This window comes from Rhizobium sp. Leaf384 (assembly GCF_001424065.1).
Lineage (GTDB): Bacteria > Pseudomonadota > Alphaproteobacteria > Rhizobiales > Rhizobiaceae > Ferranicluibacter.
The window spans coordinates 871,696-898,129 of record NZ_LMQE01000005.1 but is presented as its reverse complement, the minus strand read 5'-3'; the positions used below and the strand labels follow the sequence as shown (position 1 = coordinate 898,129).

Here is a 26,434-nt window from a genome sequence, read left to right as displayed (position 1 = left end):
TGCCTTTTCAGTGCTTGCGTGCGGCGGCGATCTGCGCACTGAACTTGAATTCGAGCAGCGACTTGATGACGAGCGTCACCAGCGCCAGAAGCGCCAGCAGCGTTGCCACGGCGAAGGCGCCGATGAAGTTGTATTCGTTGTAGAGAATCTCGACCTGCAGCGGCATCGTGTTGGTCATGCCGCGAATATGGCCCGATACCACCGAGACGGCCCCGAACTCGCCCATGGCGCGGGCGTTGCAGAGCAGCACTCCGTAGAGAAGACCCCATTTGATGTTCGGCAGGGTGACGTACCAGAAGGTCTGCCAACCGCTCGCGCCGAGCGACAGCGCCGCTTCCTCGTCGCTCGTGCCCTGCTCCTGCATCAGCGGAATCAGCTCGCGCGCAACGAAGGGGAAGGTGACGAACACCGTCGCCAGCACGATGCCGGGGACGGCAAACAAGACCTTGATGCCGTGGCTGGAAAGCCAAGGACCGAGCATGCTGTGCGACCCGAAGAGCAGGACGAAGACGAGGCCCGAGATCACCGGCGAGACCGAGAAGGGCAGGTCGATCAGCGTTGTCAGGAACGCCTTGCCCTTGAACTCGAACTTGGCGATGGCCCAGGCGGCAGCGATGCCGAAGACCAGATTGAGCGGAACCGCGATGGCGGCCACCAGCAGCGTCAGCCGGATCGCCGCCCAGGTCTCGGGATCGGCCAGCGCTTCGTAGAAGCGTCCCGGCCCGTTGCGGAAGGCCTCGGTGAAGACGATCGCGAGCGGCAGCACGAGAAAAAGGCCGACGAAGGCGAGCGACAGGGCAATCAGACCATAGCGCGCGAAGCGGCTTTCCGAGGTGGCCGACCGCACCATTTCCGAGGTGGCGCCCGATGCGGGGGCAAGAGCGTCATGTGCCATAACCATACCTCCGCCGGCTCCAGGCCTGGATGGAATTGATGACGAGCAGCATGACGAAGGAGAGGATCAGCATGACGGCAGCGATCGCGGTCGCGGCGGGGTAGTTGAACTCCTCCAGCCGGATGACGATGAGAAGCGGTGCGATCTCCGACACATACGGCAGATTGCCCGCAATGAAGATGACGGAGCCGTATTCGCCGACGCCACGGGCGAAGGCGAGTGCGAAGCCTGTGAGAACGGCCGGCGCGAGGCCCGGCAGCAACACGCGGCTGATGGTCTGAAATCGCGTCGCGCCAAGCGTTGCTGCTGCTTCCTCGACCTCGCGGTCGATTTCTTCCATGATCGGCTGCACAGTGCGCACCACGAAGGGCAGCCCGACGAAGATCAGCGCGAAGACGATCCCGATCGGCGTGAACGCGATCTTCAGCCCCAGCGGCGTCAGCAGGCTGCCGATCCAGCCATTCGGGGCATAGAGCGTCGTCAGCGCGATGCCGGCCACGGCCGTCGGCAGCGCGAAGGGAAGGTCGACCATGGCGTCGATGACGCGCCGCCCGAAGAAACGGTAGCGCACCAGCACCCAGGCCAGCAGCACGCCGAAGACGACATTGGCCAGGGCGGCGACAAAGGCTGTTCCGAAGCTGATCTTCAACGCGTTGAGCGTCCGCTGATCGGTCGCCAGCGTCCAGAACGTGCTCCAACCGAGCGCGCTCGATCGCCAGGCGAGGCCGGAGAGGGGAATGAGAATGATGAGGATGAGCCATGACAAAGTGACGCCGAGCGCCAACCCGAAACCCGGGATGACGCTCGGCTGTCGAAATTGCCACCGCTGAGGGAGGCTTGCGGTCATGTAATCTTATTGCCCCGGCTTGTAGATCTGGTCGAAGACGCCCCCGTCTCCGAAGAATTTCGGCTGAGCTTCCTTCCAACCACCAAATTCGTCAATGGTCGAGAGCTTCACGTCGGCAAACCGCTTGATATCGTCCGGATCGGCCGCTTCCGGCTTGAACGGGCGATAATAATGCTTGGCGGCGATCTTCTGCCCGACATCGGAATAGAGATATTGCAGATAGGCCTCGGCGACCTTGCGGGTCCCCTTCGCGTCGACATTGCCGTCGACCAGGGCCACCGGCGGTTCCGCCTTGATGGAGACCGACGGGGTCACGATGTCAAAACTCTCGGGACCGAGCTCTTCCAGAGAAAGATAGGCCTCGTTTTCCCAGGCGATCAGCACATCGCCGAGACCGCGCTGGACGAAGGTGGTGGTGGCGCCGCGCGCACCCGTGTCGAGAACCGGCACGTGCTTGAAGAGCTGGGCGACATAGTCCTGTGCCTTGGCGTCGTCGCCACCGTTCGCGGCGCGGGCCCAGGCCCAGGCGGCGAGGAAGTTCCAGCGCGCGCCGCCGGAGGTTTTCGGGTTGGGCGTGATGACCTGCACATCGTCCTTGACCAGGTCGCCCCAGTCCTTGATGTTCTTCGGGTTGCCCTTGCGCACGAGAAACACGATCGTCGACGTATACGGCGCGCTGTTGTTCTCGAACTTCGTCTTCCAGTCGGCAGGAATCTTGCCGCTTTCCTTGGCGATGGCGTCGATGTCGGCTTCGAGCGCCAGGGTTACGACATCGGCCTCCAGACCGTCGATCACCGAGCGGGCCTGTTTGCCCGAGCCGCCATGCGACGTCTGGATCGTCACCGTCTCCCCGGTATCGGCCTTCCACTTCTCGGCAAAGGCAGCGTTGAAGTCCTTGTAGAGCTCACGCGTCGGATCATAGGACACGTTCAGGATCGTCTGATCGGCAAAGGCAAAGCCCAGCCCGCCCACCTGAATGCTGGTGGCCAGCAGCGCCACCGTGAAAAATCGGGATATACCCTTTGCGTTCATTGCTCTCGCCCTCCGTCTTGTCGCGAGTAATCTAGCTGGTCTGTCGATTAAGGTAACGAAGAAGTTTGCGCCTGAAAGACCGTTTGGAGAAAAGTCCTGCCGTCGGGTCTCCCGCTTGCGCAAGATTGATGCGACAAGACCGAAGTGGCCGGCAGGAGGACTGCAACATGAGCGACATACTGTGCGAACCGCGGGAGGTTCTCGCGTTCTGGTTCGAGGATGTCGATCCGGAACACTGGTACAAGGCGCATCCGGCGCTGGATGCGGAATGCGACCGGCGTTTTCGTGCAAGCCATCTCGCGCTCTCGCGCGATGTTGCGCCCGCCTGGCGCGCGACGCCGGACGGCCGGCTCGCTGCCGTCATCCTGTTCGACCAGATGTCCCGCAACATCTATCGTGCGTCGCCGCTTGCGTTTGCGACGGACGGTCTGGCGCGTCGCGAGGCCCGGCTGGCCTTGGAGGCGGGCGCAGACCAGGCGGTCGAGCCGGTGCGGCGTGCGTTCTTCTATCTCCCCTTCGAGCATTCGGAGGCCATGCCCGACCAAGACCTTGCGGTCCAGCTGTTCACCGCGCTTGGCGACCCCGTGCTTCTCGATTTCGCCGTGCGCCATCGCGAGATCGTTGCCCGTTTCGGACGCTTCCCGCATCGGAACGCCATTCTCGGCCGCATGCCGAGCCCGCAGGAGGAAGCCTTTCTGTTGCAGCCGGGCTCCCGCTTCTGAGCTCATCCGGACGCATGTTGGCGAAACCGGCTCTGCGTTGCGGCGCGAAGCCCAAAATTCGCCATACCGAGCCGTCAACCGGAACGCGCATGGCGCTCCCCCGCGCCTGATTCTCTTCGGTCGCGTTGCGATCTTCCTGAAGCCTTTCAACACGGTCCGTTGGAGAAGACAGACCCAACCGTGAAAGCATGTGCCTCCGCGATGCCCCGTCTCTTCGTCCTCCTGCTCCTTCTCGTGGCCAACCTGTCGCCGGTATTGGCCCAGCAACCGGCTGCCAGTTCGCCGTCGGCCAATCAACCCGTTGCAACCCAGCCCGCTGCAAGTCAGCCCGCCGCAACTCAGCCCGCTGCAACCCAGCCCGCTGCAACCCAGCCGGCGGCGGCCCCTTCCGCGGCACAGCCTGGCTCCGGACAGCAGGGCTCAGGTCAGCAAGGTTCCGGTAACGGGGCCTCGGAACGCGACCGGACGGATGAGGGGCAGACCGACGCGACGCAGAAGCTGGATGCGGCGCGCAAGCGGCTCGACACGCTGGCCGCGCAGGTCGACAACACCAATGCGGCGGAGACGGGACGCTCCACCCAGGCCAACAATGCGAACGCGGCGGACAACCGGCTGGCCGAGATCAAGGCCCAGGTCGATGACCTGTCGCAGCAGGTGGCCGGCCAGTTGGATGCGGCCCGCACCCGCATCGAACAGATCAAGGGACGCCTGACCGAGATCGGCGATCCGCCGGCCGCCGGTGCCGAGCCCGAAGCGTCGGTCGTGACCGAAGAGCGCAGCCGTCTGGTCAGCGAGCGCAACGCCCTGAATGCGGTGACCGGCACCGGGGAAACCCTCGTCGCCGACGCCAATGCGCTGTCGACGTCGATCACGGAGAAACGTCGCGTGCTGTTCTCCAACACGCTGCTCCGGCACACCGACATCAACCTCGACATGCTGGTGGATGCGGGACAGGCGCTCGTGGTCGAGGGGCGGGCCTTTTCCCGCAACATCGGCAGCTGGCTGACCTTCGTCTTTACCTTCAAGCGCGTGCCGCTGATGTGGGCGCTGTTGCTGTCGCTGTGCTCCGCGCTCGTTCTTCTTGCCGGAACCCATCGTCTCTTCGCGCCGCTGCTCCGTCGCTCCGTGCGCGATCTTCATCCGACCTACATCGCTCGTCTGTCGCGCGCCTTCGGCTCCACGCTGGTGCCGACGATTGCGTCCGCCACCTTTGCCACGACGGCCTTCTTCTTCCTGCAGTCCTTCAATGTGCTGCGCCAGGACATCGCTCCGGTGGTGGTGACCTTCCTTGCCCTATGTGTCGCCCTCCAGTTCGTCTGGACCATCTCGACGGCGGTCCTTGCGCCGGGGCAGGCGGTCTGGCGGCTTGTCCGCGTGTCGGATCGCGGTGCCCGCCTTCTGGTCGCGCTCATCATGGCGATGGCCTTTGCAAACCTCCTCGACTACCTCCTGGAGACGATCAGCGTCACCCTCGGTTCGCCCTTGGTGCTGACGGTGGCAAAAAGCCTGATCGCCTCGATCATCATCGGCCTGCTCCTGATGGCGGTCGCGCTGATCCGTCCTGTCATTCCGCAGGGCGAACCGCTGGACGGGCAGGGACGGCCCTGGCCGCGCGCGATTTCCATCCTGCTGCTGCTGGCCGGCCTCGGGCTCATCACGGCTGCGCTTTCAGGCTATGTCGGGCTTGCGCGCTTCATCGCCACGCAGATCGTCGTCACCGGCGCCATCTTCGTCACCATGTATATCGGCATCCTTACCGGCAAGGCGCTCGCCAAGCAGAACGCGCTCGCCAAGACCGTGGGTGGCCGCTACCTCTCCCATCGCTATCGGCTCGAGCCGATGGCGCTCGACCAGATCGGCCTGGCGGTCGGACTCGGCATCTATCTTCTGGTCGCCATGTTCTTCGTGCCCCTGCTCCTTCTCCAGTGGGGCTTCAAGATTGCGGATATCGAGGCCTGGGCCTATCGCATCTTCACCGAGATCCGCATCGGCACGATCACCATCTCGCTCGTCGGCATCTTCGCCGGCATCCTGCTGTTCGTTCTCGGTTTCGTCGTCACCCGCTGGCTGCAGCGCTGGATCGACGGCAGCGTCCTTGCGCGCAGCCGCGTCGATCTCGGCGTGCGCAATTCGGTCAAGACCGGCATCGGCTATCTCGGCATGGGCATTGCCGGGCTGATCGGCATCTCGGCCGCCGGCCTCGACCTGTCGAGCCTCGCGCTGGTCGCCGGTGCCCTGTCCCTCGGCGTCGGCTTCGGCCTGCAGAACATTGTCTCCAACTTCGTGTCCGGCCTGATCCTCTTGGTCGAGCGGCCGTTCAAGGTGGGCGACTGGGTGATCTCGGGAACCACTGAGGGTTTCGTCAAGCGCATCTCGGTGCGCGCGACCGAGGTGGAAACCTTCCAGCGGCAGACGATCATGGTTCCCAATTCGCTGTTCATCAACGCCTCCGTCGGCAACTGGACACACCGGAACAAGCTCGGGCGGGTGGATATCACCTTCACGGCGCATTCCTCCAACGATCCGCGCAAGGTCGTGGAGTCCTTGCGGGCGGCGGTGACGGGATTGCCGAACATCCTGCGCAATCCGGAGCCGATCATTGTCTTCCGCGGCTTCACGGCCGCCGAACTCGACTTCGAGGTGCGCGTGTTCCTTGCCGACATCCTCCAGGGCGTCTCCGTACGCACGGATGTCCGCATGGCCGTCTTCGAGCGGTTCAAGGCGGATGGTATCGCGCTGGGTGGACCTGCCGCGCCGGAAGTGCCGATCAAGATCTCGCCCGAAGATGCCGAGGTCCTCTCGGCGCTCTTCCAAGGCACGCGATCAGCCGGCGGACGGGCCTCCAGCCAGCTGCCGGGCGATGCCGGCGGCTACGTGGAGCAGCCGGGGGCCGAGCCGCCGGACAGCCGCAGCGACGATGTTCCGGACTCCTCGGAAAGCGGACGCACCGATGCGTTGCGCGGGGAGGAGCTGCGTGCGGATGCCAGGCTGTCCGCTCCGCCGCCCGCGCCCGCCGTGCCCCCTGCGTCGTCGCCCACGCCCGCGTCGCCGGCACGGACAGGAGATGTCGCCGATGGGGGGCCTGCGACAAATCCGGAACCGGGTGCGACCGGCTTGCGCAAAAGACGCCCCGGCCGCACACGCTAGTCGCCCAACACGCCGATCAATGGCTGTCGGCCAACCGTAAGCAAGCCGGCGACCCGGGATGGTCCATGTCGCCGGCTTTCTTCCATTGGTGATGAAAAAGCGACATTGAAGCCTTCGTCTTTTAACGACTGCGAAAACCTTTCTTGCTACCGTTCCTGTCAGTCTAGAAAAGAGAGCGCGCAATGTCGTTTTTCGGTGTGTCGGGGATGTATTACTCCGGAGAGTCCCTGCAACAGCACCGTATTGTGCTCGCAGAAGATAGCAATCTCTTCGCGGCCATGGTGTCGAAGCGTCTCAAGGAACTGCTTGATATCGATGTCATCGTCTGTAAAGACTATGACGAAGTCACCTTTGCCATCGAAAATGCTTCCTTCCCGGCGACGCTCGCCATCTCCAACATCAATCTTCCGGGCGCCGAAAACGGCGAGGCGCTGTCCTATCTCGTGGATATGAGCGTTCCCACGATCGTTTTTACCGGCACCTTCCAGGAAAGCACGCGCGAATCGATCCTTGCCCGGGACATCGTCGACTACATCATCAAGGACAGCGTCTTTGCCGTCGATATGCTGGTGGAATCGGTTTGCCGCTTTCTCACCAATCATCGCCATCATGTCATGATCGTGGATGACAGCCCGACGGCGCGGGCGCTTCTCACCTCGCAGCTGAAGCGGTTCAACTTCCGCGTCAGCACCGCCGACTGCGGAGCGACCGCACTGGAATTGCTGAAGCGGCATTCGGATATCGGGCTCGTCATTACCGACTACAACATGCCGGACATCGACGGCTTCGAGCTGACGCGGCGGATCCGGGGGGCCTATGGTCCCCATCAGCTCCGGATCATCGGCGTCTCGTCCTCCACAAACCGCCTTCTGTCGGCACGCTTCCTCAAGGCCGGCGGCAATGATTTCATCATGCGGCCCTTCGTCAACGAGGAGTTCTACTGCCGCGTCAACCAGAACCTGGACACGCTGACGAAGATCCGCACGCTTGGCACGCAGATGGCGCTCAGCGCCTGATCCGGCCAGACGCTTCCTCTCTCCCGACATGACAAACGCCCGGCTTCGGGCGTTTGCTGTTTCTGCTGGCCGGGATGTCTCCGCACCACTTGTCCGACAAAGATTTCGATTGCGGTACCGCTTTTGCGGGTGGCGTTAACGGAACACAAAAGCCTTCGTGGTAAGTCAGATAAAACATAACAGTTCGTAACCTCGCACTAGCGATGGTTGGGATCTTGGAGGAGCAGAACCGGCTGACGGTAGCCTGCTCGATAAGGGTGGGGACCTTGACGTTCAGCAAGCAAGAGGCGAGGGGGGATGCCGCGTTCAGCATGGGCGGCCGGCACCTTCTGCTCATCGAAGACTCGCGCGTCTTCTCGACGCTCATTCGACACGAGATCCAGGATGGCCCGGCCCTGACGGTGACGCACTGCGCATCCCTCGGCGATGCGAAGCGGGCGCTGGAGTGCCAGAATTTCGATGTCGCCGTTCTCGATCTCAACCTGCCCGACGCGCCGAATTGCGAGGCGCTGGACCTTGTGCTCGCGCACGGCATTCCCGCCATCGTCTTCACCGGCAGCTTCAACGACAGCACGCGCGAGCGGGTCATGGCGCGGGGCGTGATCGACTGCATCATCAAGAACGAGCGCGACTCGGTCTCGAACGTCGTCGCGACCGTCAATCGCATTCTCAGCAATGCCGCCACGCATGTGCTCGTCGCCGATGACGATCCGCAGCGCCGTCAGGCGATCGCCGCTGTGCTGCGCGAGCAGCGATTCCAGGTGGCGGAGGCCGGCTCGGCGGCAGATGTTCTCAACGCCGTCATGGATGGTCGGGTCGATCTCGTCGTCTGCGAGCATGCGGCGGGCGACCTGTCTGCGCAGCAGCTGCTTGCCGGCATGCGCTCCTATGAGGCGGAGACGATGGTGCCGGTGATCGCGGTGGCCTCGCAGGCCACGCGTGGGGACGCCGCCCGGTTCCTGAAGGCTGGCGGCGCCGATTTCATCGAACGGCCGTTCGATCGCGACGAGTTTTTGGGCCGCGTCAACCGCTCCATCACCGTCCATCAACGCATCAGTTCGCTGCAGCGGCTTGCCTCGCGCGACTATCTGACGGATCTCTACAATCGGCGCTTCTTCTTCCAGGAAGGCCCGCGCATCGTCGAGAAGTGTTTTCGCAGCAAGGCGGGGTCGTCGATCGCGATCCTCGATATCGACCATTTCAAGCGCCTCAACGACACGTTCGGCCATGAGGTCGGCGATCTCGTCCTGAAGGCCGTCGCGCGGACCCTGCGCAATTTCGTCTCCAGCGATCACCTTCTGGCGCGGCTCGGCGGCGAGGAGTTCGGCGTGCTGTTCGATGGCCTGGATATCGAAGCTGCCACGCTTTATTGCGAACAGCTGCGCGAGACGATCGCCCGCACGCAGGTTGTCACCGATGACGAGGATCTGTCGATCACGGTGTCGATCGGCCTCGCCCCGATCGAGCAGCGCGAAGTGTTCGACAACTATCTGCACGCCGCCGACCAGTTCCTCTACATGGCAAAACACGCTGGCCGGAACCGGATCGTTTCCGAACTGACGATGATCAACACCATGGCGTCGTAGGGCAAGCTGCAGGGGCGGGCGACGACGTCGCGCCGTTGAAACGTCAGGCCGAGCGGGCCGTCTGCGCCAGTGTCACCTTGCGGTCGGCACGCTCCTGCTGCGGCGACCGATTGTAGAGTTCGCGATAACACTTGGAAAAATGCGACGCGGAGACGAAACCGCAGGCTACGGCAACCTCGACCACCGGCATGGCGGACTGGACGAGGAGGTGACGCGCGCGGTCCAGACGGATTTCCAGATAGTAGCGGGCAGGGGAACGGCCCATTTCCTGCCGGAACAGCCGCTCGATCTGGCGTCGCGAGAGGCCGGCGCTGTCGGCCAATTCCAGCAGGGAAAGCGGTTCGGCCAGATGGCCTTCCATCAGTTCGATGATCGACAGGACCTTGGCGTTCTGCACGCCGAGGCGGGCCCGCAGCGGCAGGCGCTGACGATCGTGCGGGCCGCGGACCCGGTCGGTGAGCGCCTGTTCGCAGACGCGGTTCACGAGATTCTCGCCGAAATCCTGGTCGATCAGGTTCAGCATCATGTCGAGCGAGGCCGTGCCGCCAGCGCAGGTGTAGATGTTGCTGTCGATTTCGTAGAGATCCGCGAAGACGTCGACCTGCGGAAAAGCTTCGGCAAAGCCCGGCAGGTTTTCCCAGTGGATCGCACAGCGCTTGCCGGTCAGGAGGCCGGCCGAGGCCAGCACATGGGCGCCCGTACAGAGACTGCCGACGGCGACGCCGCGATGATAGACCTCTCTCAGCCAGGCATTGACCGACTTGTTCTGGAAATCCTCGACGAAGACGCCGGAGCAGACCAGCACCATCGATGGCCGGCTTTCGCCGCCGAGATTCTTGCGCTCGTCGGCAACCGACGAATTGACCTCGAGCGCGATGCCGCTGGACGAGACGACCTGTGCACCGTCCGTGGAGGCGAGCCGCCAGGAATAGGCTTCGTAGCCAAGCATGCGGTTGGCGATCCGCAGCGTTTCAATCGCCGCGGCGAACGGCAGCAGCGAGAAGTTGGGAACAAGGAAGAAGACCAGCGAGCGCTTGGCGGTAAGCGACATGTTCACAAGCATATCTCCATGCAGGGCGTATGGTCATTCGTCGCGCACGTTCGACCGGCGCGCTTGCCTGAATGCGACACTGGCATGGACGGACACGACTGCCAAGAGAATTAATTTGCGACATGCCGCAGCATGCCTCAAAAAGTATCCTCGGTTCGTGCAACTGCCCAAAAATGCTGCTTTGCAGCATAAATTCGGAGGGTCGGCCGAAAGGGTTGATAGCCACTTACTGTGTTGATTGCTCTGTTTGCGACGCTTAGCGGACGGGCGCTCTGTCGGAAACAGGCAATGCGCTCAGGTCGCCCTGATCGAGGTCATCGCGACGGAAAAAAGGCGTTTCGCTGGCTGGCGAAACGCCTGGGATTGTCTGTCAACGGCTCCGCTCGGCGAGCGGACATCGGCCCGTTTGACCTCGTCCTGCTGGGACCTTTCGGCATGGGCATCACAGTGTCCGTGTGTTCCGCCTGTCGGTCGTGGTGTCGGTGGTCGAGGGAAAGCCGATATCCTTGAGCGTATCATAGGACAGCGACGCCAGGGCACGCTCGGAGCGTCGATCCTGCCAGATCTTGACGAGGCGAGCGGCAAGCGTCAGTGCGCCGGCACGGCTGCGGGTTCCCGATGACGCGGGCGTGAGGGAAGGCGAAAGGCTGAAATACGACATTGCACTGGTTCCTTTTGAAGGTGTTCGTCAAAAGGTCGCGACCATGAGAAAGATTGCCGCAACCCGGTTCATCAATCCAACGAATAGATTTGATGCGTCAGTTCAGTAATCTTGATGGGCTGGTCGTCGGCCATGCCGACGTCCTGGCGCACGATGTCCGGCAGGACCCGAAGTGTCCGGCACGTGGCCGCGCGTGCAGCAGCAAGCCTGTGCCGCGCGATCACGCCCTCGACGTAGCATTGAAGCGCACCCAGAGGCGTTCGCTGCGCGCGCTTCACGGCTGGTCGAGGCTGCGTCTGGAGAAAGAGAATGTTGCTGGTCATATCGCGTCTCCGATGTCTGCATCTTGACAATGCGCCGGGGCGAAGGTTCAATCAAACGATATGAACTGATGGTATAGTTCAGTTTTTCTGATGATGGAGACGTCATGAATATCGCGATGCGGCACGCGCTGCCGATGCTGGAAATCGATGTTCTCAAGACCTTCGTTGCCATTGCCGAAACCGGCAACTTCACGACGGCCGCCGAGGCCGTCTACCGCACGCCGTCGGCCGTCTCGATGCAGATCAAGAAGCTTGAAGACCTGTTGGGCTGCGCCCTGTTCCTGCGGGACGCACGCTCGGTGTCGCTGACGCCGAAGGGAGAGGTGCTGCTGGGTTTTGCCCGCCGCATGCTGGCGCTGAACAACGAAGCCGTCACACGCTTCCTGATGCCCGACATGCAGGGTGTCGTGCGGCTCGGGGCGCCCGAGGACCTCGGCGAGCGCATCCTTCCCGATGTCCTCAAGCGGTTCGGCGAGACCTTTCCGAATGTCACCGTGGATGTGATGATCGGGCAGAGCAACGTCATGCGCAAACGGGTCGAGGAACGGCGCATGGACATCGTCATCTACAACAGCTTCCCGAGCGAGACCTTGCGGGAGGGCGAGGTGCTGATGCAGGAGCGGCTTGTCTGGGTCGGACGGCGGTGCGGCACGGCACATCTGCGCGAGCCGCTGCCGGTCTCGATGTGGGAAGATGGCTGCGTCTGGCGCGCCGATGCGATCGACAAGCTGACCAAGGCGGGGCGGGCGCATCGCGTCGCCTTCCTCAGTGCGCACACGACAGGCCAGAAAGCAGCCATCCTTGCGGACCTCGCGGTCGCGCCCTTGCCCCGCTATCTTGTCCAGGGAGATCTCGTGGAGTTGGGCCCCTTGGAGGGGCTGCCGGGTCTCGGCACCTACAATATCGGCATCCAGATGATCGAGGATGCCTCGGCGCCGGTCCTTGCCGTGGCCGAGCACGTTCGCGCCGCCTGCCTCGCTCTCGTCTAAAGCACGTTGCGTGAAAAGGATTCACGCAACGTGCTTTACGGTCTTAATTTGATGCATGTCGTTTCCTGAAACCGCTGCACACTTTCGGGCGACATGCATTGGGCGCTTGTCGCCCGACCTTCCGGCAGGCTTGCCTTGTCGGTCAAACCGAGATGCCGGTCAGGCACCGTCGGTGGTCTTCTTCAGCCAGCGCAACACGCGGATCTCGTCGTCGTTCATCCAACGCGTCATCTTTTCGCTCGTGCTGCGGCGCTGGGCGCGCAAGATGCGGAGCTCGCCGTTTTCGAAGTCCTCGAATACCTTGGGGTGGATGTAGGAACTGCGGCAGACCGCACGGGTGTTTACGAGAGCCGCCGCGATTCCATCGACCGCTTCGTTGATCTGGCGCTTGCGCTGCCGCTCGCTTTCTGCGGGCTCCACGGTGGACAAAGCCGTCGCCGCCATCTGGGTCGCCCCCCAGGTCCGGAACTGGCGGGAGGTGAACTCGCCGCCGGTGGCCTCGCGAATATAGGCGTTCACATCCTGCGAGCGGATTTGATGGCGGTCGCCGTCTTCGTCCAGGTACTGGAAGAGCTGCTGGCCGGGAAGCTCCTGCAGCGAGCGGATGATGCGGGTGATCCGGCGGTCGCTGTGGCTGAGGCGCCATTCCTTGCCGGATTTTCCCTTGAACTGAAAATGCACGCTCGATCCGGAGACCTTGACGTGGCGGTTCTTCAGTGTCGTCAACCCGTAGGAACCGTTCTCCTCGGCATAGACGGTGTTGCCGACGCGTATGAAGAGATGATCGAGCAGCCAGACGATCGTCGCGAGCGCCTTTTCCATGCCGGGCGTACGCATGCGCAGGTCATGATCGACGCGTTCGCGAACGTTCGGCAGTCGCGCGGCAAAGGCGGGAAGCAGGGCGAATTTCGCCTTGCCGCGTTCTGCGTGCCAGTCCGGGTGGTAGCGATACTGCTTGCGGCCCCGCGCATCCTTGCCGATCGCCTGCAGGTGCGTCTGCGGATCCGGCGAGATCAGAACCTCCGTATAGGCGGGCGGGATGGCAAGGGCCGCGATGCGGCCGACTTCGGCCGTATCCGTGATGCGTTGACCATCCGGTCCGTAATACAGAAAGCCGTTCTTGCCCTGCTTGCGCGTGATCCCCTCGTCGAGCCGCGAGAGGTAGACGAGCTCGGGGCTCGGCGTACCCTCCGGCTCTCCGGCGGTGCGTTTCTTGCCGACCGAAGCGGCGATGGATGCTGTGATCTGGTCCACGATATCGAATGAACTTGGAGAACGCAGGGAAGTTCCGGCGGCATCCGCGGTTTCATGCCTGCAAGAGACACCATTCCCAAGCTGAAGATTCTGGTGTTTTCCTCGAGACGCCGTGAACTTTTTCGGGGTCCGCGCGTTACCAGACCGAAGACACCTGTCTTTCCCCATCTGGCGTTATTCAAGGACCCAAGCCATGACCGCAAAGACCATCGCTACTGTCGGCATCGTACTCGCTTCTGTCGTTTCGCTTTCCGCTTGCGGCAACACCATCCGCGGCATGGGCAAGGACACGGCCAACACCGTGAACGCCACACAGGATGCAGGCCGTAGCGTCGAACGCGCTGCCAACTGATCGACCAGACATCCTCTTCATGCAAACGCCGGCGACCTTGAGTCCGCCGGCGTTTTCGTGTCTCGTACCGTTTTTCATCGCGTATCATGGCGCTAAACGATTGTCTGAAGCCTATGATTCTCAAGCTCTTATCGGCGCTTCTTCTCATGCTGTCCATCGCTCAAGAGTCTCGCGCGGCCTGTCGCGTCGTCCGGCACCTCGATACGGACTATGCCGTCTGCGATGTCGATCCCCGCGCCGCATCGCTGCGGGTTTTCCATGCCGACGAGAACGGGCGCGCCTACGCCGGCTTCACGGCGCTGAAGACCGACCTGCTGCGCGATCAGACGCGCCTCGATTTTGGCATGAACGGCGGAATGTACGAGAAGGACCTGTCGCCCGTCGGGCTGCTGGTCATCGACGGCATCGAGCGAAAGCCGATTGCGGCCGGCGAGGGCTGGGGCAATTTCTATCTGCGACCTAACGGCATCTTCGCGCTTCAGGATGGCAGGGCGATCGTGCGGGAGACGCAAGCCTATCGCCGCACGATGACGGCGACCCCGGACTTCGCGACGCAATCCGGGCCGATGCTGGTCATCGACGGCGCCATTCATCCCGCCTTCAAGCCGAACAGCGACAGCCTTCAGGTCCGCAACGCCGTGGGGGTCGATCCCGGTGGCGTGGTGCACTTTGCGATCTCGCTGTCGCCGGTGCGCTTTCACGATATCGCGACGCTTTTCCGCGACAGTCTCGGCTGCCCGAATGCCCTGTTTCTCGACGGGCACATTTCCAGTCTTTATGCGCCGGAGATCGGTCGCATCGACGAGACCTATCCCATGGGGCCGATTATCGCGGTGACCACGCCCATGTGGCACGGCGCCGGCTCGTCCAGGGCGACCCACTGACGTTGAGACCGCAGGCTCACGCCTTCGGAAATGCGCGCTCCAACCCACCCGACTTGGTTAGGCCGTTGCGAAAGGCCTGATAGGCTGCGTGCTGGGACGAGCGCGCCGCCTCGGTCAGGCGGATCTGCAGACGGGCGGGGGCGGCATGGCCGATCCAGAGGCCGCGTTGTTCCAGCTTCAGCGTGTGCAGGAAGCGCGCGCCGGCCGAGCGGTCGAGGAACCGGTGGAGACCGTCGATCAGGGCATCGTCCTGTTGCGGGTTGTCCATCATCAGGGACAGGAAGGCGGTGTCCGCGGCCTGCAGGCGTTCGATGACATCGGCGACGGCATCGCGGTCTGTCGGTGTCGGCTGCTGCATCGGGCTGCTGGTTGTCTGCGTGTACATGGGGTCCCCTCAAGCCGGTTGTCGCGTCTTCATGCCATGCGAGGCTGAAGCCGGACTGGAGCCTTGAAGCGCGCGGCCACGGCTCAGAGGGCTGCCTTCACCTTTGCCACGATGTCCGGCGGCAACCAGTTGCTCCAGACGGGTTCGAAGGTCTTGAGGAAAAACTGTGCGGCTTCCGTCCGGTTGCCGTCGGTCTGGTCCATGTGGGCAAGCACGCTGTTCACCGTCTGATTGTCCCATTGCCGTTTCGCCAGATAGACCATGGGTGCGGAGCCTGCCTTTTCCGGCACGCGTCGCGTGACGATCGTATAGACATCGGTGGTCGGGTAGCCGTTCACGACGGGCGCGCTGCAGTCGGGCACGGCGGTGCAGCTGTTCCACTCCGCGCGGTCGTGGCCGACCCCGAAGGACAGCTTGACCATTTCGTATTTGCCGAGGATTGCGGTCGGCGCCCAGTAGTAGCCGAGCCAGCCCTTCTTGTCCGCGAAGGCCTGCGCGATGGAGCTGTCGAGACCGGCGGCGGAGCCGGAATTGATCAGCTCGAACCCGGCCTCGTCTCCCTTCAAGGCCCGATACAGGTTGGCGGTCGGGATCTGGCAGTTCCAGTCCGAGGGGCAATTGTGGACCGCGCCCTTGCTCTCGTCCCGCGGAGACGGAAAAAGATCGGGATGCTTCAGCGCATCCTGCACGGTCTTGATATCGGGATGGGCGTCGCTGACATAGCGCGGGATCCACCAGCCTTCGACGCCACCATCGGTCAGGACGCGGGTGGTTTCGATCAGCCTGCCATCGCGCAGCGCCTCGTCGAGCGGCCTCTGCAGCGATGCCGCCCAGATCTCCGGCGCGATATCCGGTCGCCCCTCCGCATCCATCGAGGCGAAGGTCGGCATGGTGTCGCCGGGCACGAGCTCGACCGTGCAGCCAAAGCCCGTCTCGAGAATGATCTTGTCGATATGGGCCATGATGGCGGCCGAGCCCCAGGTCATCTCGGCGATCGACAACGTCCCGCAGCCGGCAGCCCTTGCAGGCGTGCCGGAGGTCAGAAGGGCGATGCCCGCAAAAATGCCGAGCGCTGTGACAAGGCTCGCGCAGAAGCGCGCGCTGATCCGCGCCTCGCGCATCTTGCGACGCGTCCTCGTCCGGCGGATCCCTCCGCCGGCGGTGCCTGGCGTCTTGCTATGGTATCTTTCCGACATTTTCCGGATCCTCTGCCACGGATCATCGCCGTCGTCTGTTTGGCAGCCTAGAACCTCCACAACAGAAATCAACCGGGGATCTCGATGTGCATCCTCGAGATCTGCTCACAACCCCTTGAACTTTAAGTCTTTCAAATGTTCGATAGGACGAACATTTTTCTGCCGCTCCCTCACCGGTGAGCCCATGTGAAGCAGGTACTGCGATCTGCCGGGTCGTTAGCCCTGCGACGACCGCTGCACAAAACCGGAATCACCCGTCAGCCAGGTAACGCTCTGGTAACCCTCTCGGCCTAAGGATAGGAGCGTGGCTGGTGGCAGCGGCACTGTCGGATCAGGTTTTGCGTCCCGGCAATCGGCCAGCCTTTCGGCATCCGTTCGATGCCTCCGCTTGACCGTCCCGCGCCGTGCGTTCTTCGGCGTCCAGGACGGAAAACCGCAGGGCTTCGGCTGCTGCGGTTTTTGCGCGTGGAGGAACCGTCGGGCTCCATGGCGTGCGATGCCGCCGGGTGCTATCAGGCCGCATGGCAAGAACGATCATGCTTCAGGGGACAGGTTCGGATGTCGGCAAGACGGTGCTCGTCGCCGGTCTGTGTCGGATCGCGTCCAATCGCGGCTGCCGCGTCGCCCCTTTCAAGCCCCAGAACATGTCCAACAACGCCGCCGTTTCGGCCGACGGCGGCGAGATCGGCCGAGCGCAGTGGCTGCAGTCGCTGGCCGCCCGCATCCCGTCCTCGATCCACATGAATCCCGTTCTCCTGAAGCCGCAGTCGGAGACCGGCAGCCAGGTCGTCGTCCAGGGCAAGGTGGCCGGGCAGGCGCGGGGCCGCGACTATCAGGCGATGAAGCCGAAGCTGCTCGGTGCGGTGCTCGAGAGCTTCGAAACCATCCGGGCCGGTCGCGATCTCGTGGTGGTGGAGGGCGCGGGTTCGCCGGCCGAGATCAATCTGCGGGCCGGCGATATCGCCAATATGGGCTTTGCAACCCGCGCCGGGGTGCCCGTCGTGCTGGTCGGCGACATCGATCGCGGCGGCGTCATCGCGTCGCTGGTGGGGACGCATGCGGTGCTGGCGCCCGAGGATCGGGCCATGGTCACGGGATACCTGATCAACAAGTTCCGCGGCGACGTGACCCTCTTCGATGACGGCATCACGGCCATCGGTGGCTATACCGGCTGGCCCTGTTTCGGCGTCGTGCCCTGGCTGAAGGCCGCGCGCCAGCTGCCGGCAGAGGATTCCGTGGTGCTGGAGCGCCTGTCGCGGGGAACGGCGCGCGCCCTGACGATTGCCGTGCCGCTCTTGCCACGTATTGCCAATTTCGACGATCTCGATCCGCTTGCGGCGGAGCCGTCGGTGGATCTTCGCTTCATCCGGCCGGGGGAACGGTTGCCGGACGACGCTGCGCTCGTCATTCTTCCCGGTTCGAAAGCGACGATCTCGGATCTGGCCGCGCTGAAGGCCGCCGGCTGGGACCGGGACCTGGGGTCGCACCTTCGTCGGGGCGGGCGCGTGATCGGCCTTTGCGGCGGCTATCAGATGCTCGGGAAAAGCATTTCCGATCCGCTCGGCATCGAGGGCGGCGCTTCGACCGTCGACGGGCTCGGTCTGCTCGACGTGGCGACGGAGATGGCCCGCGAGAAGGTGGTGCGCAACAGCGGCGCCCGCTCCACCGAATATGACGTGGGACTCGAGGGTTACGAGATCCATCTGGGCAAGACGACGGGGCCGGACGGCGCGCGTCCGCCCGTGATGATCGGCGACCGGCCGGACGGTGCCGCATCGCCGGACGGTCGCGTCATGGGCACCTATCTCCACGGTCTTTTCGGCAATGATGCCTACCGTGCCGCGCTGCTGCGCAGCTTCGGCATCGAAGCGGAGGCCTTCGATTATCGCGGATCCGTGGACGCCGCGCTCGATGCCGTGGCCGGAGAACTGGAAGCGGTTCTCGATCCCCATTGGCTCGACGGATTGATGTCTCGCTAGACCTTCGGCATCCTTCTGTCTGAAATCGAACTACAATTCACCCGATGCCTCGCGGCGGCGGCGGTCCAGTTCCTCGCTGTAGCGGCGCAGGGTGTAGCTCTCCGTCAGCACGCCGACGACGCGACGTTCGATCAGATTGTTGCAGACGGCGAGAGCGTCGCTCTCGGTCTTGTCGAACAGGGTCGCCGCCTGCCGGGCGTTCATGTTCGGCTGCAGGAAGTCGTTCGGCAGCTTGATATAGTCCTCGATCCCCTTGCCGGCGGCGTCCTTCTCCACCGGGCTGGCATAGACCTCGGGAATGAGGATCACGCCGGCATAGCGGTTGCTGTCGTCGACGACGATGGCGCGCTGGGCCGAGCCGAGCGGGAAGTCCACCTTCAGCTCATCCAGCGTCGCCTTGGCGTTGATCGTGCGGACGTCGGGGCGCATCAGTCGGCCGACCGTCAGATTGCGGATCCAGCCGACATCGTGGGCGCTGCGAATGCTCTCGCCGCGCAGGTGAAAGCGCCAGGTGGCAAACGAGTAGCCGAAGGTGGTGCGCACGACCAGCGATGAGGTGATGACGGCGGCCAGGACGAGGGCGGTGATGGGAAAGTCGCCGGTGATTTCGAGAGCCAGGAAGGTCATGGTCAACGGACCGCCGATGATGGCGACCGCGAGCGAGCTCATGCCGACCACGGCATAGATGACGGGTGTCAGCGTCGTATCGCCGAAGACATAGGGGACGAGGTCGGCAAAGACCTTGCCGAGCAGCGCGCCCATGAACAGGGAGGCGAAGAACAGTCCGCCGCGAAAGCCCGAGCCGATGGAGACCGCCGTCGCGATCGATTTCAGCAGGAACAGGCCGACGAGCATGGCGATCGGCGTCGCATGCGAGAGGTTGAGATGCAGGGCCCCATGCCCGCCTGAGAGAACCTGCGGCGAGATGGTCGCGAGCAGGCCCACGACGATGCCGCCGATGGCCGGGCGGATGGGGGCGGGGATCGAGCTCTTGCGCGCGACCTCTTCCGTCAGGGACACGCCCTTCATGATGAGAATGGCGACGCCGGCCGAAAGGGCGCCGAGAAGGATGGCCGGCACGTAGTCGCCGGGAACGACATCGCCGAAGGCGCCGATGTCGATGGTGAACTCGTCCCCCCAGAGAAGGCGCGTCACGAGATTGGCGACAAGCGCGGAAACCACGACCGGGGTGAGGGACGCGATGGTGTAGGCGCCGATGATCAGCTCGAACGCATAGAAGGCGCCAGTCAGCGGGGCATTGAACGCGGCCGCGATCGCGCCGGCCGCACCGCACCCGAGCAGCGTGCGCAGGTCGTTGCGCCGCAGCTTCAGATTGACGCCGATCTTCGAGGCAAGACCGGAGGCAAGCTGGGTATAGCCGGCCTCCAGGCCCACCGAAGCGCCGAAGCCGTTGGAGACGAGGTTCTGGACCGCCACCACGATGCTGTCGGTCAGCGACATGCGCCCGCCGTGCAAAGCATTGGCCTCGATCGGGTCGACCATCGCTTTCTTGCGCCAGAGCGCGAGCCCCATCATCAGCAAGCCCAGCAAGAGCCCGCCGACGATCGGCGCCATCAGGACCGAGATCTCGCCCTGAAGATCGGCCGAGCTGACGCGTTCGTAATCGGAGATTCCGAAGATCAGCTTGTGAAGCTGCAGCGAGATGAAGCTCATCGCGATAACGGCGAGCCCCGAAGTGAGGCCGACGACGATACCGGCGACCAGCAGCCCGATTTCGCTGCGTCGGGCAAAGATGCGCCATTCCGAGAAGGTCACGGATTTCAGCGCCAAACGCTTCACGCGGGCAAGGGTCAGCGATTTCAGGACGTCAAGCATGTGAGGCGCGATCTCGTCGGGCGTCCGGGACAGGGGAACGCACTGAGCTTCGGGTCGGGCGAAGTCCGGACATAGCGCGGATGATTGACTTGATCCAGCGACGCGCCTAATCTTCGCCGATGGATGGTTCCCGTGCGGCGTTTGTCGTTCGGGAGTAAATGGGAATGCGGAGGGATGGACCCACACAGGGCATCCTCATCGCAGCCGACCCCGCGACTGTAGAACGGTCAGGGTTCGCCATCCGGTTTTGTCCGGGGACGACGGATCATGCCGCGTGGTGCGGCTGGCGTCTTCCGAAGGGCGAGGCCGGAAAAGCCACTGAAGCAGCGATGCGAGCAACCGGGGTCGGACGCCTCCTTATCTACGAATCGTCCACCTCTTCGACATCGAGCCGGCCGTCAAAGGCCGGGTTCCTGTTTTGGGAAGGCGAGGCGGACCCGTTCTCAGGGCTATTGCCCTGGGTGACGCCGTGAGCCAGGAGACCTGCCAGCCACACCGCGCCGCATCCTCATGATGCAGCGTTCCAGCGCCAGCACGGAGGTTGTCGTGGCACACGAAACGTTCGCCCACCGGGTCACACCGGCCGGCGGTTATAACCTATGCGCATTCGCCCGCGATCGGGACGATGTCGATGCGAGCCCCGGATCGTCCACGCTGTCGCGTGGCGGGCGGATGGCCGACGGCGGTTTCGATCGACGCGCAGACGACCGGCGCGCCCCTGGTGCACATGGCGCTGCTCCGCATATCCTTGGCCCACATATCCTTGGCCCACATATCCTTGGCCAGTATCACCCTGGCCCGGATGGTCTCGGCCCGCATGATCCCGGCCGGAGCGGCGGGGTTCCCCTGACATCATGATGCCTTCCCTTCACGGCACCACGCTCGTGCTCGGTGGCGCACGCTCGGGCAAGTCGAGCCTTGCCGAGCGTCTGGCCACGGAAACCGGTCTCGTCCGGCATTACATCGCCACCGGTCGCGCCTTCGACGAGGAGATGCGCACGCGGATCGACGCGCATCGCGCGTCGCGTGGCGATCTCTGGACCACGCATGAAGAGCCGGTCAATCTCGTCGGCCAGCTCTCGGCCATCGATGCCGTAGGCTGCGTTGTGCTGGTCGATTGCCTGACGCTGTGGGTGACGAATCTCATGCTCGAGGAGCACGACGTCGCCGCGGAAGCGGCGCGTCTCGTTGCGAGCCTTCCGGCGCTTCGCGCCTCCGTCATTTTCGTTTCCAACGAGGTGGGTCTCGGGATCGTTCCCGACAACCGCATGGCGCGCGCGTTTCGCGATCATGCCGGCCGTCTCCACCAGCAGGTCGCGGCGCAGGCGCGCGACGTCTATTTCGTAGCGGCAGGATTGCCGCTCAAGATGAAGGGCTGATCCATGACGAATTCTCATCCGGGCGCAAAGATCCCCGCAACCGTCATCACCGGGTTTCTCGGTGCGGGCAAGACGACGATGATCCGCAACATCCTGGAAAATGCCGAGGGGCGACGGATCGCGCTGATCATCAACGAGTTCGGCGACCTCGGCGTCGATGGCGACGTGCTGAAGGGTTGCGGGGCTGAAGCCTGCAGCGAGGACGATATCATCGAGCTCACCAATGGCTGCATCTGCTGCACCGTGGCTGACGATTTCATTCCCACCATGACCCGTCTCCTCGAGCGGGAGGGCCGTCCGGACCATATCGTCATCGAGACCTCCGGCCTTGCCCTGCCGCAACCCCTGATCGCTGCCTTCAACTGGCCCGACATCCGCACGCAGGTCACGGTGGACGGCGTGATCACCGTGGTGGACAGCGCGGCCGTGGCGGCCGGGCGTTTTGCCGATGACCACGACAAGGTCGATGCCCTGCGCGCCGAGGATGACAATCTCGACCACGAGAGCCCGATCGAGGAGCTGTTCGAGGATCAGCTGACCGCAGCCGACCTCATCGTTCTGAACAAGACGGACCTGCTCGACGCGGCCGGCCTCGAAACCGTTCGTCGCGAGGTTGCGGCGCGCACCGTCCGCAAGCCGAGGATGATCGAGGCTGCCAACGGCGCGGTGCCGGCCTCGGTGTTGCTTGGTCTGGGTGTCGGCACCGAAGACGACATCGCCAACCGCAAGTCCCATCACGAGATGGAGCATGATGCGGGCGAGGAGCACGATCACGATGAATTCGCGAGCTTCGTGGTCGAGCTCGGCCCCATCGTCGATCCCGCCGGCTTCGTGGCCAAGCTGAAGGACATCGTCGCGGCGCACGACGTGCTGCGGTTGAAAGGCTTTGCCGATGTCCCCGGCAAGCCGATGCGGATGCTGATCCAGGCCGTGGGAACGCGCATTGACCCCTATTTCGATCGGGCCTGGGCCGCCGGCGAAGCGCGGCGCACGCGCCTCGTCGTCATCGGTCTCGATCATCTGGACGAGGCCGCTGTGCGCGCGGCCATCGTCGCGGCGGCGGCATAGTCCGGCACGACCGGGTTCAGGCGGGAACGGCACCAGATGCATCTTCTTCTTGCGCAGAAAGGCACGATCTCGGACGGAGACGAGGCCATCGACCTCGGGCAGACGCCGGGCGAGATCCTGTTTCTGTCTGCGGCCGATACGGAACTTTCCTCCGTCGCGGCGGCCTGCAAGGCCGTTGCCAGCGGGCGGACTGTCCGGGCCGCAAGCCTTCTGTCGTTGAAGCATCCGATGTCGGTCGATACCTATGTCGAGCGGACGGCGCGGCATGCCAAGCTGATCGTCGTGCGGGCGCTCGGCGGGGCATCCTACTTCCAGTACGTGCTGGAGGCTCTGCACGCGTCAGCCGTGACGCACCGCGCAATGATCGCGGTGCTACCCGGTTACGACAAGCCGGATCCCGCGCTTGATGCCTATTCCACCGTCTCCGCCGAGGATCGGGCGGCGATGCTTGCCTACTTCACCGAAGGCGGGCCCGACAACATGCAGCGCTTTCTGGCCTATGCCGAGGCGGTCATCGACGCGCGCGAGCGGCCGGCCGCGGCAACGCCGCTGTTGCGGGCGGGCATCTGGTCGCCGGACGCGGGTATCATCGGCGCGGAAGAGTGGTCTCGCGCCCATCCCGGTCCTGCGCCGATCGTCGCGCTATGCTTCTATCGCGCGCTGGTGCAGTCCGGCGAGACGCGCCCCGTCGCCGCCCTGGTCGAGGCACTTGCCGCCGAGGGGATGCGGCCCCTTCCGATCTTCGTTGCAAGCCTGAAGGACACGCTGTCCGTCGGAACCGTCGAGGCAATCTTTGCCCGCCACGCACCCGATGTCGTTCTCAACGCCACGAGCTTTGCGGTCTCCGCGCCGGGGGGCGCACACAAGGGGACCGTGCTGGACGCCGGCGGCGCGCCGGTCCTTCAGGTGCTGTTTTCCGCCTCGACGCGTCAGGCCTGGGAGGCATCCTCGCAAGGCCTGATGGCCCGCGATCTGGCCATGAACGTCGCGCTGCCCGAAGTCGACGGGCGCATCCTTTCCCGCGCGGTCTCGTTCAAGGCGGCGGCCATCTATGACGAAGCGGTCGAGACCAACATCGTCGGCCACGCCCCTTTGGCCGACAGGGTCGCCTTCGTGGCACGACTTTCGGCAAACTGGGCGCGTCTGCACCACACGCCGCCCGCAAACCGGAATGTGGCGATCGTGCTTGCCAACTATCCGAACCGCGACGGGCGGCTGGGTAACGGCGTCGGGCTCGATACACCGGCAGGGACGGTCGAGGTTCTCCGCGCCATGGCCGGGGCCGGCTATCCGGTCGACGACGTGCCGGCCGATGGCGATGCGTTGATCCGGTTCCTGATGGCAGGGCCGACCAATGCCGCACGCGACGGACGGCATGTTCGCGAAACTTTGTCCTTCAACGATTACAACGCCTTCTTCGCGACGCTTCCGGAACAGATTCAGGCGCAGGTTACGGCGCGGTGGGGCGATCCGTCACGCGATCCCTATGCGGACGGGGACCGTTTCGCCCTGCCGCTCGCCCGACTGGGCGGCGTGCTGATCGGCATCCAGCCGGCGCGCGGCTATCAGATCGATCCGAAGGAAACCTATCATTCCCCGGATCTCGTACCGCCGCACGGCTATCTCGCCTTCTACGCATTTGTGCGTCGATCGTTCGGCGCCCATGCCGTGATCCACATGGGCAAGCACGGAAACCTGGAATGGCTGCCCGGCAAGGCGCTGGCGCTGTCGGAAACCTGCTATCCGGAAGCGGTGTTCGGGCCGCTGCCGCATCTGTATCCCTTCATCGTCAACGATCCCGGCGAGGGAACGCAGGCCAAGCGCCGTGCCAGCGCCGTCATCATCGATCACCTCACACCGCCGCTGACACGGGCGGAGACCTATGGCGCGCTGCGCGATCTCGAGGGGCTGGTCGACGAATATTACGACGCCGCGGGCGGCGATCCCCGGCGTCTGCGGCTTCTCTCCAACCAAATTCTGCACCTCGTGCGCGACATCGGGCTCGATGCGGACGCCGGGATTGCCGCGACGGACGGCGAAGACACGGCGCTGCAGAAGCTCGACGCCTATCTTTGCGACCTGAAGGAAATGCAGATCCGCGACGGCCTCCACGTCTTCGGCGTTTCGCCCGAGGGGCGCCTCCTGACGGACCTGACGCTGGCGCTCGCCCGCGTGCCGCGCGGCACCGGCGAGGGCGGCGACGCCAGCCTGCAGCGGGCGATTGCGCGCGACAGCGGGTTGGTCAACCGGCCGGTTGGGGAGCCAAACAACGAGAAGCACCCGGATATCGCGGTGTTCGATCCGCTCGACTGCGCGCCCGCCACGCCGTGGCAGGGGCCGCGTCCGCACCTGCTGCGGGCCGTCTGCGAGGATCCGTGGCGCAGCGAGGGCGACACGGTCGAGCGGATCGAGCGCCTTGCGGCAGCGCTCGTGGCCGGCGAGGTCCCGTGCCCGGAGGCATGGCTCGCAACGCGGCTCGTCCTCGACGCCATCGATGACCAGCTGAAACCGTCCCTTGTCGCCTGCGGGGCGGCGGAAATTGCCGGTCTCCTGACAGGTCTCGATGGCCGCTTCGTTGCGCCCGGGCCCTCCGGCGCCCCGACACGCGGGCGTCCCGACGTCCTGCCGACGGGCCGCAACTTCTATTCGGTCGACAGCCGCGCGGTGCCGACGCCGGCCGCCTTCGAACTCGGCCGGAAATCCGCGGACCTGCTGATCCGTCGCTATCTCCAGGACCACGGAGAGTGGCCGACGGCGCTCAGCCTTACCGCCTGGGGCACGTCGAACATGCGCACCGGCGGCGACGATATCGCCCAGGCGCTTGCGCTCATCGGGGCAAAACCGCTCTGGGATCCGATGTCGCGGCGCGTCACCGGCTACGAGATCGTGCCGCCGGCGCTTCTCGGCCGGCCCCGGGTCGATGTCACGCTGCGGGTCTCGGGCTTCTTCCGCGATGCGTTTCCCGAGCAGATCGCGCTGTTCGACAGCGCGGTTCGGGCGATCGGCGCGCTGGAGGAGGACGACGAGGACAACGCCATCGCGGCCCGGATTCGCCGCGAGAGCGCGGACTGGGTCGCAAAAGGAATGAGCGTTGCGGACGCCGAGCGTCTCGCCTCCTACCGTGTCTTCGGCTCCAAGCCCGGATCCTACGGCGCAGGCCTTCAGGCGCTGATGGACGAAAAAGGCGGCGCGGAGCGGTCGGAGCTCGCAGATGCCTATCTCAGCTGGGGCGGGTATGCCTATGGTGCGCATGCCGAGGGCCGCGACGAACGCGCTGTTCTCGAAACACGCCTTTCCGGCGTGCAGGCGGTGGTGCAAAACCAGGACAACCGGGAGCACGATCTTCTCGACAGCGACGACTACTATCAGTTCGAAGGCGGGATGAGCGCGGCGGTCGAGCAACTCTCGGGCGTCCGCCCGGTCATCTATCACAACGATCACTCCCGGCCGGAAAAGCCGGTCATCCGGTCGCTCGAGGAAGAGATCGGGCGCGTCGTCCGCGGACGGGTGGTCAATCCCAAATGGATCGCCGGCATGATGCGGCACGGGTATAAGGGCGCCTTCGAGATGGCGGCAACCGTCGACTATCTCTTTGCATTCGCCGCGACCACCGGAGCCGTTCGCAGCCAGCATTTCGAGGCGGTCTATCAGGCGTTCGTGATGGACGACACTGTGCGCACCTTTATGGAGGCGGCGAATGGCCACGCATTGCGCGACCTGCAGGCGCGACTGACCGAGGCGATCGACCGGGGGTACTGGCAGCCGCGCTCGAACTCGGCGCGCTTCGACCTTTCCACCAGCGTGACGCTTCGGGCGTCGTAGATTTCAAGGA

At 64.2% G+C, this 26,434-nt stretch carries 21 protein-coding genes and 1 riboswitch; of the genes, 11 read left to right on the top strand and 10 right to left on the bottom strand.

Annotated elements, in window-relative coordinates; all coding sequences use genetic code 11:
• Positions 1-7 precede the first annotated feature (7 nt).
• Genes cysW through ASG25_RS12545 form a run of 3 tightly spaced genes read right to left on the bottom strand, consistent with a single transcriptional unit; the run spans position 8 to position 2,774 of the window.
• Positions 8-895, bottom strand: coding sequence for a sulfate ABC transporter permease subunit CysW (gene cysW / locus ASG25_RS12555; protein ID WP_062473989.1), 888 nt, complete (start codon positions 893-895; stop codon positions 8-10).
• Entirely contained in the window at positions 885-1,742 is an 858-nt protein-coding gene (gene cysT / locus ASG25_RS12550; protein ID WP_062473987.1) for a sulfate ABC transporter permease subunit CysT, read from the bottom strand. Before cysT ends, cysW begins: the two co-directional genes overlap by 11 nt.
• Before the next feature lie 6 nt (positions 1,743-1,748).
• Complete coding sequence (locus tag ASG25_RS12545; RefSeq protein WP_062473985.1) at positions 1,749-2,774, bottom strand: sulfate ABC transporter substrate-binding protein; 1,026 nt, start codon at positions 2,772-2,774, stop codon at positions 1,749-1,751.
• Positions 2,775-2,941: 167 nt separating this feature from the next.
• On the opposite strand from ASG25_RS12545, the gene ASG25_RS12540 reads away from it, so the two are divergent.
• The 4 genes from ASG25_RS12540 (at position 2,942) to ASG25_RS12525 (ending at position 9,245) form a co-directional block, all read left to right on the top strand.
• The gene (locus tag ASG25_RS12540; protein WP_062473983.1) at positions 2,942-3,496 is read left to right on the top strand and encodes a DUF924 family protein; all 555 of its coding nucleotides are present in this window, start codon (positions 2,942-2,944) and stop codon (positions 3,494-3,496) included.
• A gap of 201 nt (positions 3,497-3,697) precedes the next feature.
• On the top strand, positions 3,698-6,643 hold the full coding sequence (locus ASG25_RS12535) for a mechanosensitive ion channel domain-containing protein (RefSeq protein WP_062473981.1): 2,946 nt from the start codon (positions 3,698-3,700) through the stop codon (positions 6,641-6,643).
• Between the two features lie 182 nt (positions 6,644-6,825).
• Positions 6,826-7,659, top strand: coding sequence for a response regulator (locus tag ASG25_RS12530; protein WP_062473979.1), 834 nt, complete (start codon positions 6,826-6,828; stop codon positions 7,657-7,659).
• Positions 7,660-7,925: 266 nt separating this feature from the next.
• Positions 7,926-9,245: a diguanylate cyclase gene (locus ASG25_RS12525; protein ID WP_244479392.1), complete on the top strand. Its 1,320-nt coding sequence runs from the start codon at positions 7,926-7,928 to the stop codon at positions 9,243-9,245.
• 43 nt (positions 9,246-9,288) lie between these two features.
• Here ASG25_RS12525 and ASG25_RS12520 read toward each other — a convergent pair whose 3' ends face one another.
• From ASG25_RS12520 to ASG25_RS12510, 3 genes are all read right to left on the bottom strand, one after another.
• Entirely contained in the window at positions 9,289-10,296 is a 1,008-nt protein-coding gene (locus ASG25_RS12520; protein WP_244479407.1) for a GlxA family transcriptional regulator, read from the bottom strand.
• A gap of 442 nt (positions 10,297-10,738) precedes the next feature.
• The gene (locus ASG25_RS12515) at positions 10,739-10,957 is read right to left on the bottom strand and encodes a hypothetical protein (RefSeq protein WP_062473967.1); all 219 of its coding nucleotides are present in this window, start codon (positions 10,955-10,957) and stop codon (positions 10,739-10,741) included.
• 71 nt (positions 10,958-11,028) lie between these two features.
• Positions 11,029-11,280 (bottom strand): hypothetical protein, encoded by a 252-nt coding sequence (locus tag ASG25_RS12510; protein ID WP_062473965.1) that lies wholly within the window; start codon positions 11,278-11,280, stop codon positions 11,029-11,031.
• Positions 11,281-11,384: 104 nt separating this feature from the next.
• Here ASG25_RS12510 and ASG25_RS12505 point away from each other — a divergent pair, with 104 nt between their 5' ends.
• Positions 11,385-12,269 carry a LysR substrate-binding domain-containing protein gene (locus ASG25_RS12505; protein WP_062473963.1) on the top strand — a complete coding sequence of 295 codons (885 nt, stop codon included), beginning with the start codon at positions 11,385-11,387 and terminating at the stop codon, positions 12,267-12,269.
• A gap of 159 nt (positions 12,270-12,428) precedes the next feature.
• On the opposite strand, the gene ASG25_RS12500 is transcribed toward ASG25_RS12505, so the two are convergent.
• On the bottom strand, positions 12,429-13,523 hold the full coding sequence (locus tag ASG25_RS12500; RefSeq protein ID WP_347360103.1) for a DNA topoisomerase IB: 1,095 nt from the start codon (positions 13,521-13,523) through the stop codon (positions 12,429-12,431).
• A 193-nt stretch (positions 13,524-13,716) separates the two neighbouring features.
• Between ASG25_RS12500 and ASG25_RS12495 the strand changes: the two genes are divergently transcribed.
• Entirely contained in the window at positions 13,717-13,875 is a 159-nt protein-coding gene (locus tag ASG25_RS12495; RefSeq protein WP_062473961.1) for an entericidin A/B family lipoprotein, read from the top strand.
• A gap of 113 nt (positions 13,876-13,988) precedes the next feature.
• Complete coding sequence (locus ASG25_RS12490) at positions 13,989-14,759, top strand: phosphodiester glycosidase family protein (protein WP_156379744.1); 771 nt, start codon at positions 13,989-13,991, stop codon at positions 14,757-14,759.
• 16 nt (positions 14,760-14,775) lie between these two features.
• On the opposite strand, the gene ASG25_RS12485 is transcribed toward ASG25_RS12490, so the two are convergent.
• The gene (locus tag ASG25_RS12485; protein ID WP_244479391.1) at positions 14,776-15,144 is read right to left on the bottom strand and encodes a hypothetical protein; all 369 of its coding nucleotides are present in this window, start codon (positions 15,142-15,144) and stop codon (positions 14,776-14,778) included.
• 83 nt (positions 15,145-15,227) lie between these two features.
• Positions 15,228-16,265 carry a glycine betaine ABC transporter substrate-binding protein gene (locus ASG25_RS12480; protein ID WP_062474574.1) on the bottom strand — a complete coding sequence of 346 codons (1,038 nt, stop codon included), beginning with the start codon at positions 16,263-16,265 and terminating at the stop codon, positions 15,228-15,230.
• 596 nt (positions 16,266-16,861) lie between these two features.
• On the opposite strand from ASG25_RS12480, the gene ASG25_RS12475 reads away from it, so the two are divergent.
• Positions 16,862-18,319 (top strand): cobyric acid synthase, encoded by a 1,458-nt coding sequence (locus tag ASG25_RS12475; protein ID WP_062473957.1) that lies wholly within the window; start codon positions 16,862-16,864, stop codon positions 18,317-18,319.
• 30 nt (positions 18,320-18,349) lie between these two features.
• On the opposite strand, the gene ASG25_RS12470 is transcribed toward ASG25_RS12475, so the two are convergent.
• Positions 18,350-20,155 carry a chloride channel protein gene (locus tag ASG25_RS12470; protein WP_062473955.1) on the bottom strand — a complete coding sequence of 602 codons (1,806 nt, stop codon included), beginning with the start codon at positions 20,153-20,155 and terminating at the stop codon, positions 18,350-18,352.
• A 107-nt stretch (positions 20,156-20,262) separates the two neighbouring features.
• Positions 20,263-20,661, top strand: a riboswitch (cobalamin riboswitch).
• 348 nt (positions 20,662-21,009) lie between these two features.
• On the opposite strand from ASG25_RS12470, the gene cobU reads away from it, so the two are divergent.
• The 3 genes from cobU to cobN are packed head-to-tail and all read left to right on the top strand — an operon-like array spanning position 21,010 to position 26,424.
• Complete coding sequence (gene cobU / locus ASG25_RS12460; RefSeq protein ID WP_062473951.1) at positions 21,010-21,534, top strand: bifunctional adenosylcobinamide kinase/adenosylcobinamide-phosphate guanylyltransferase; 525 nt, start codon at positions 21,010-21,012, stop codon at positions 21,532-21,534.
• A gap of 3 nt (positions 21,535-21,537) precedes the next feature.
• The gene (gene cobW, locus ASG25_RS12455) at positions 21,538-22,602 is read left to right on the top strand and encodes a cobalamin biosynthesis protein CobW (protein ID WP_062473949.1); all 1,065 of its coding nucleotides are present in this window, start codon (positions 21,538-21,540) and stop codon (positions 22,600-22,602) included.
• Between the two features lie 36 nt (positions 22,603-22,638).
• Complete coding sequence (cobN, locus tag ASG25_RS12450) at positions 22,639-26,424, top strand: cobaltochelatase subunit CobN (protein ID WP_062473946.1); 3,786 nt, start codon at positions 22,639-22,641, stop codon at positions 26,422-26,424.
• Positions 26,425-26,434 lie beyond the last annotated feature (10 nt).

Excerpts from the sequence above, each read along its gene's own strand:
- cysW (WP_062473989.1), bottom strand. The coding sequence starts at position 895 with ATGGCACATGACGCTCTTGCCCCCGCATCGGGCGCCACCTCGGAAATG.
- cysT (WP_062473987.1), bottom strand. The coding sequence starts at position 1,742 with ATGACCGCAAGCCTCCCTCAGCGGTGGCAATTTCGACAGCCGAGCGTC.
- ASG25_RS12545 (WP_062473985.1), bottom strand. The coding sequence starts at position 2,774 with ATGAACGCAAAGGGTATATCCCGATTTTTCACGGTGGCGCTGCTGGCC.
- ASG25_RS12540 (WP_062473983.1), top strand. The coding sequence starts at position 2,942 with ATGAGCGACATACTGTGCGAACCGCGGGAGGTTCTCGCGTTCTGGTTC.
- ASG25_RS12535 (WP_062473981.1), top strand. The coding sequence starts at position 3,698 with ATGCCCCGTCTCTTCGTCCTCCTGCTCCTTCTCGTGGCCAACCTGTCG.
- ASG25_RS12530 (WP_062473979.1), top strand. The coding sequence starts at position 6,826 with ATGTCGTTTTTCGGTGTGTCGGGGATGTATTACTCCGGAGAGTCCCTG.
- ASG25_RS12520 (WP_244479407.1), bottom strand. The coding sequence starts at position 10,296 with ATGTCGCTTACCGCCAAGCGCTCGCTGGTCTTCTTCCTTGTTCCCAAC.
- ASG25_RS12515 (WP_062473967.1), bottom strand. The coding sequence starts at position 10,957 with ATGTCGTATTTCAGCCTTTCGCCTTCCCTCACGCCCGCGTCATCGGGA.
- ASG25_RS12510 (WP_062473965.1), bottom strand. The coding sequence starts at position 11,280 with ATGACCAGCAACATTCTCTTTCTCCAGACGCAGCCTCGACCAGCCGTG.
- ASG25_RS12505 (WP_062473963.1), top strand. The coding sequence starts at position 11,385 with ATGAATATCGCGATGCGGCACGCGCTGCCGATGCTGGAAATCGATGTT.
- ASG25_RS12495 (WP_062473961.1), top strand. The coding sequence starts at position 13,717 with ATGACCGCAAAGACCATCGCTACTGTCGGCATCGTACTCGCTTCTGTC.
- ASG25_RS12490 (WP_156379744.1), top strand. The coding sequence starts at position 13,989 with ATGATTCTCAAGCTCTTATCGGCGCTTCTTCTCATGCTGTCCATCGCT.
- ASG25_RS12485 (WP_244479391.1), bottom strand. The coding sequence starts at position 15,144 with ATGTACACGCAGACAACCAGCAGCCCGATGCAGCAGCCGACACCGACA.
- ASG25_RS12480 (WP_062474574.1), bottom strand. The coding sequence starts at position 16,265 with ATGCGCGAGGCGCGGATCAGCGCGCGCTTCTGCGCGAGCCTTGTCACA.
- ASG25_RS12475 (WP_062473957.1), top strand. The coding sequence starts at position 16,862 with ATGGCAAGAACGATCATGCTTCAGGGGACAGGTTCGGATGTCGGCAAG.
- ASG25_RS12470 (WP_062473955.1), bottom strand. The coding sequence starts at position 20,155 with ATGCTTGACGTCCTGAAATCGCTGACCCTTGCCCGCGTGAAGCGTTTG.
- cobU (WP_062473951.1), top strand. The coding sequence starts at position 21,010 with ATGATGCCTTCCCTTCACGGCACCACGCTCGTGCTCGGTGGCGCACGC.
- cobW (WP_062473949.1), top strand. The coding sequence starts at position 21,538 with ATGACGAATTCTCATCCGGGCGCAAAGATCCCCGCAACCGTCATCACC.
- cobN (WP_062473946.1), top strand. The coding sequence starts at position 22,639 with ATGCATCTTCTTCTTGCGCAGAAAGGCACGATCTCGGACGGAGACGAG.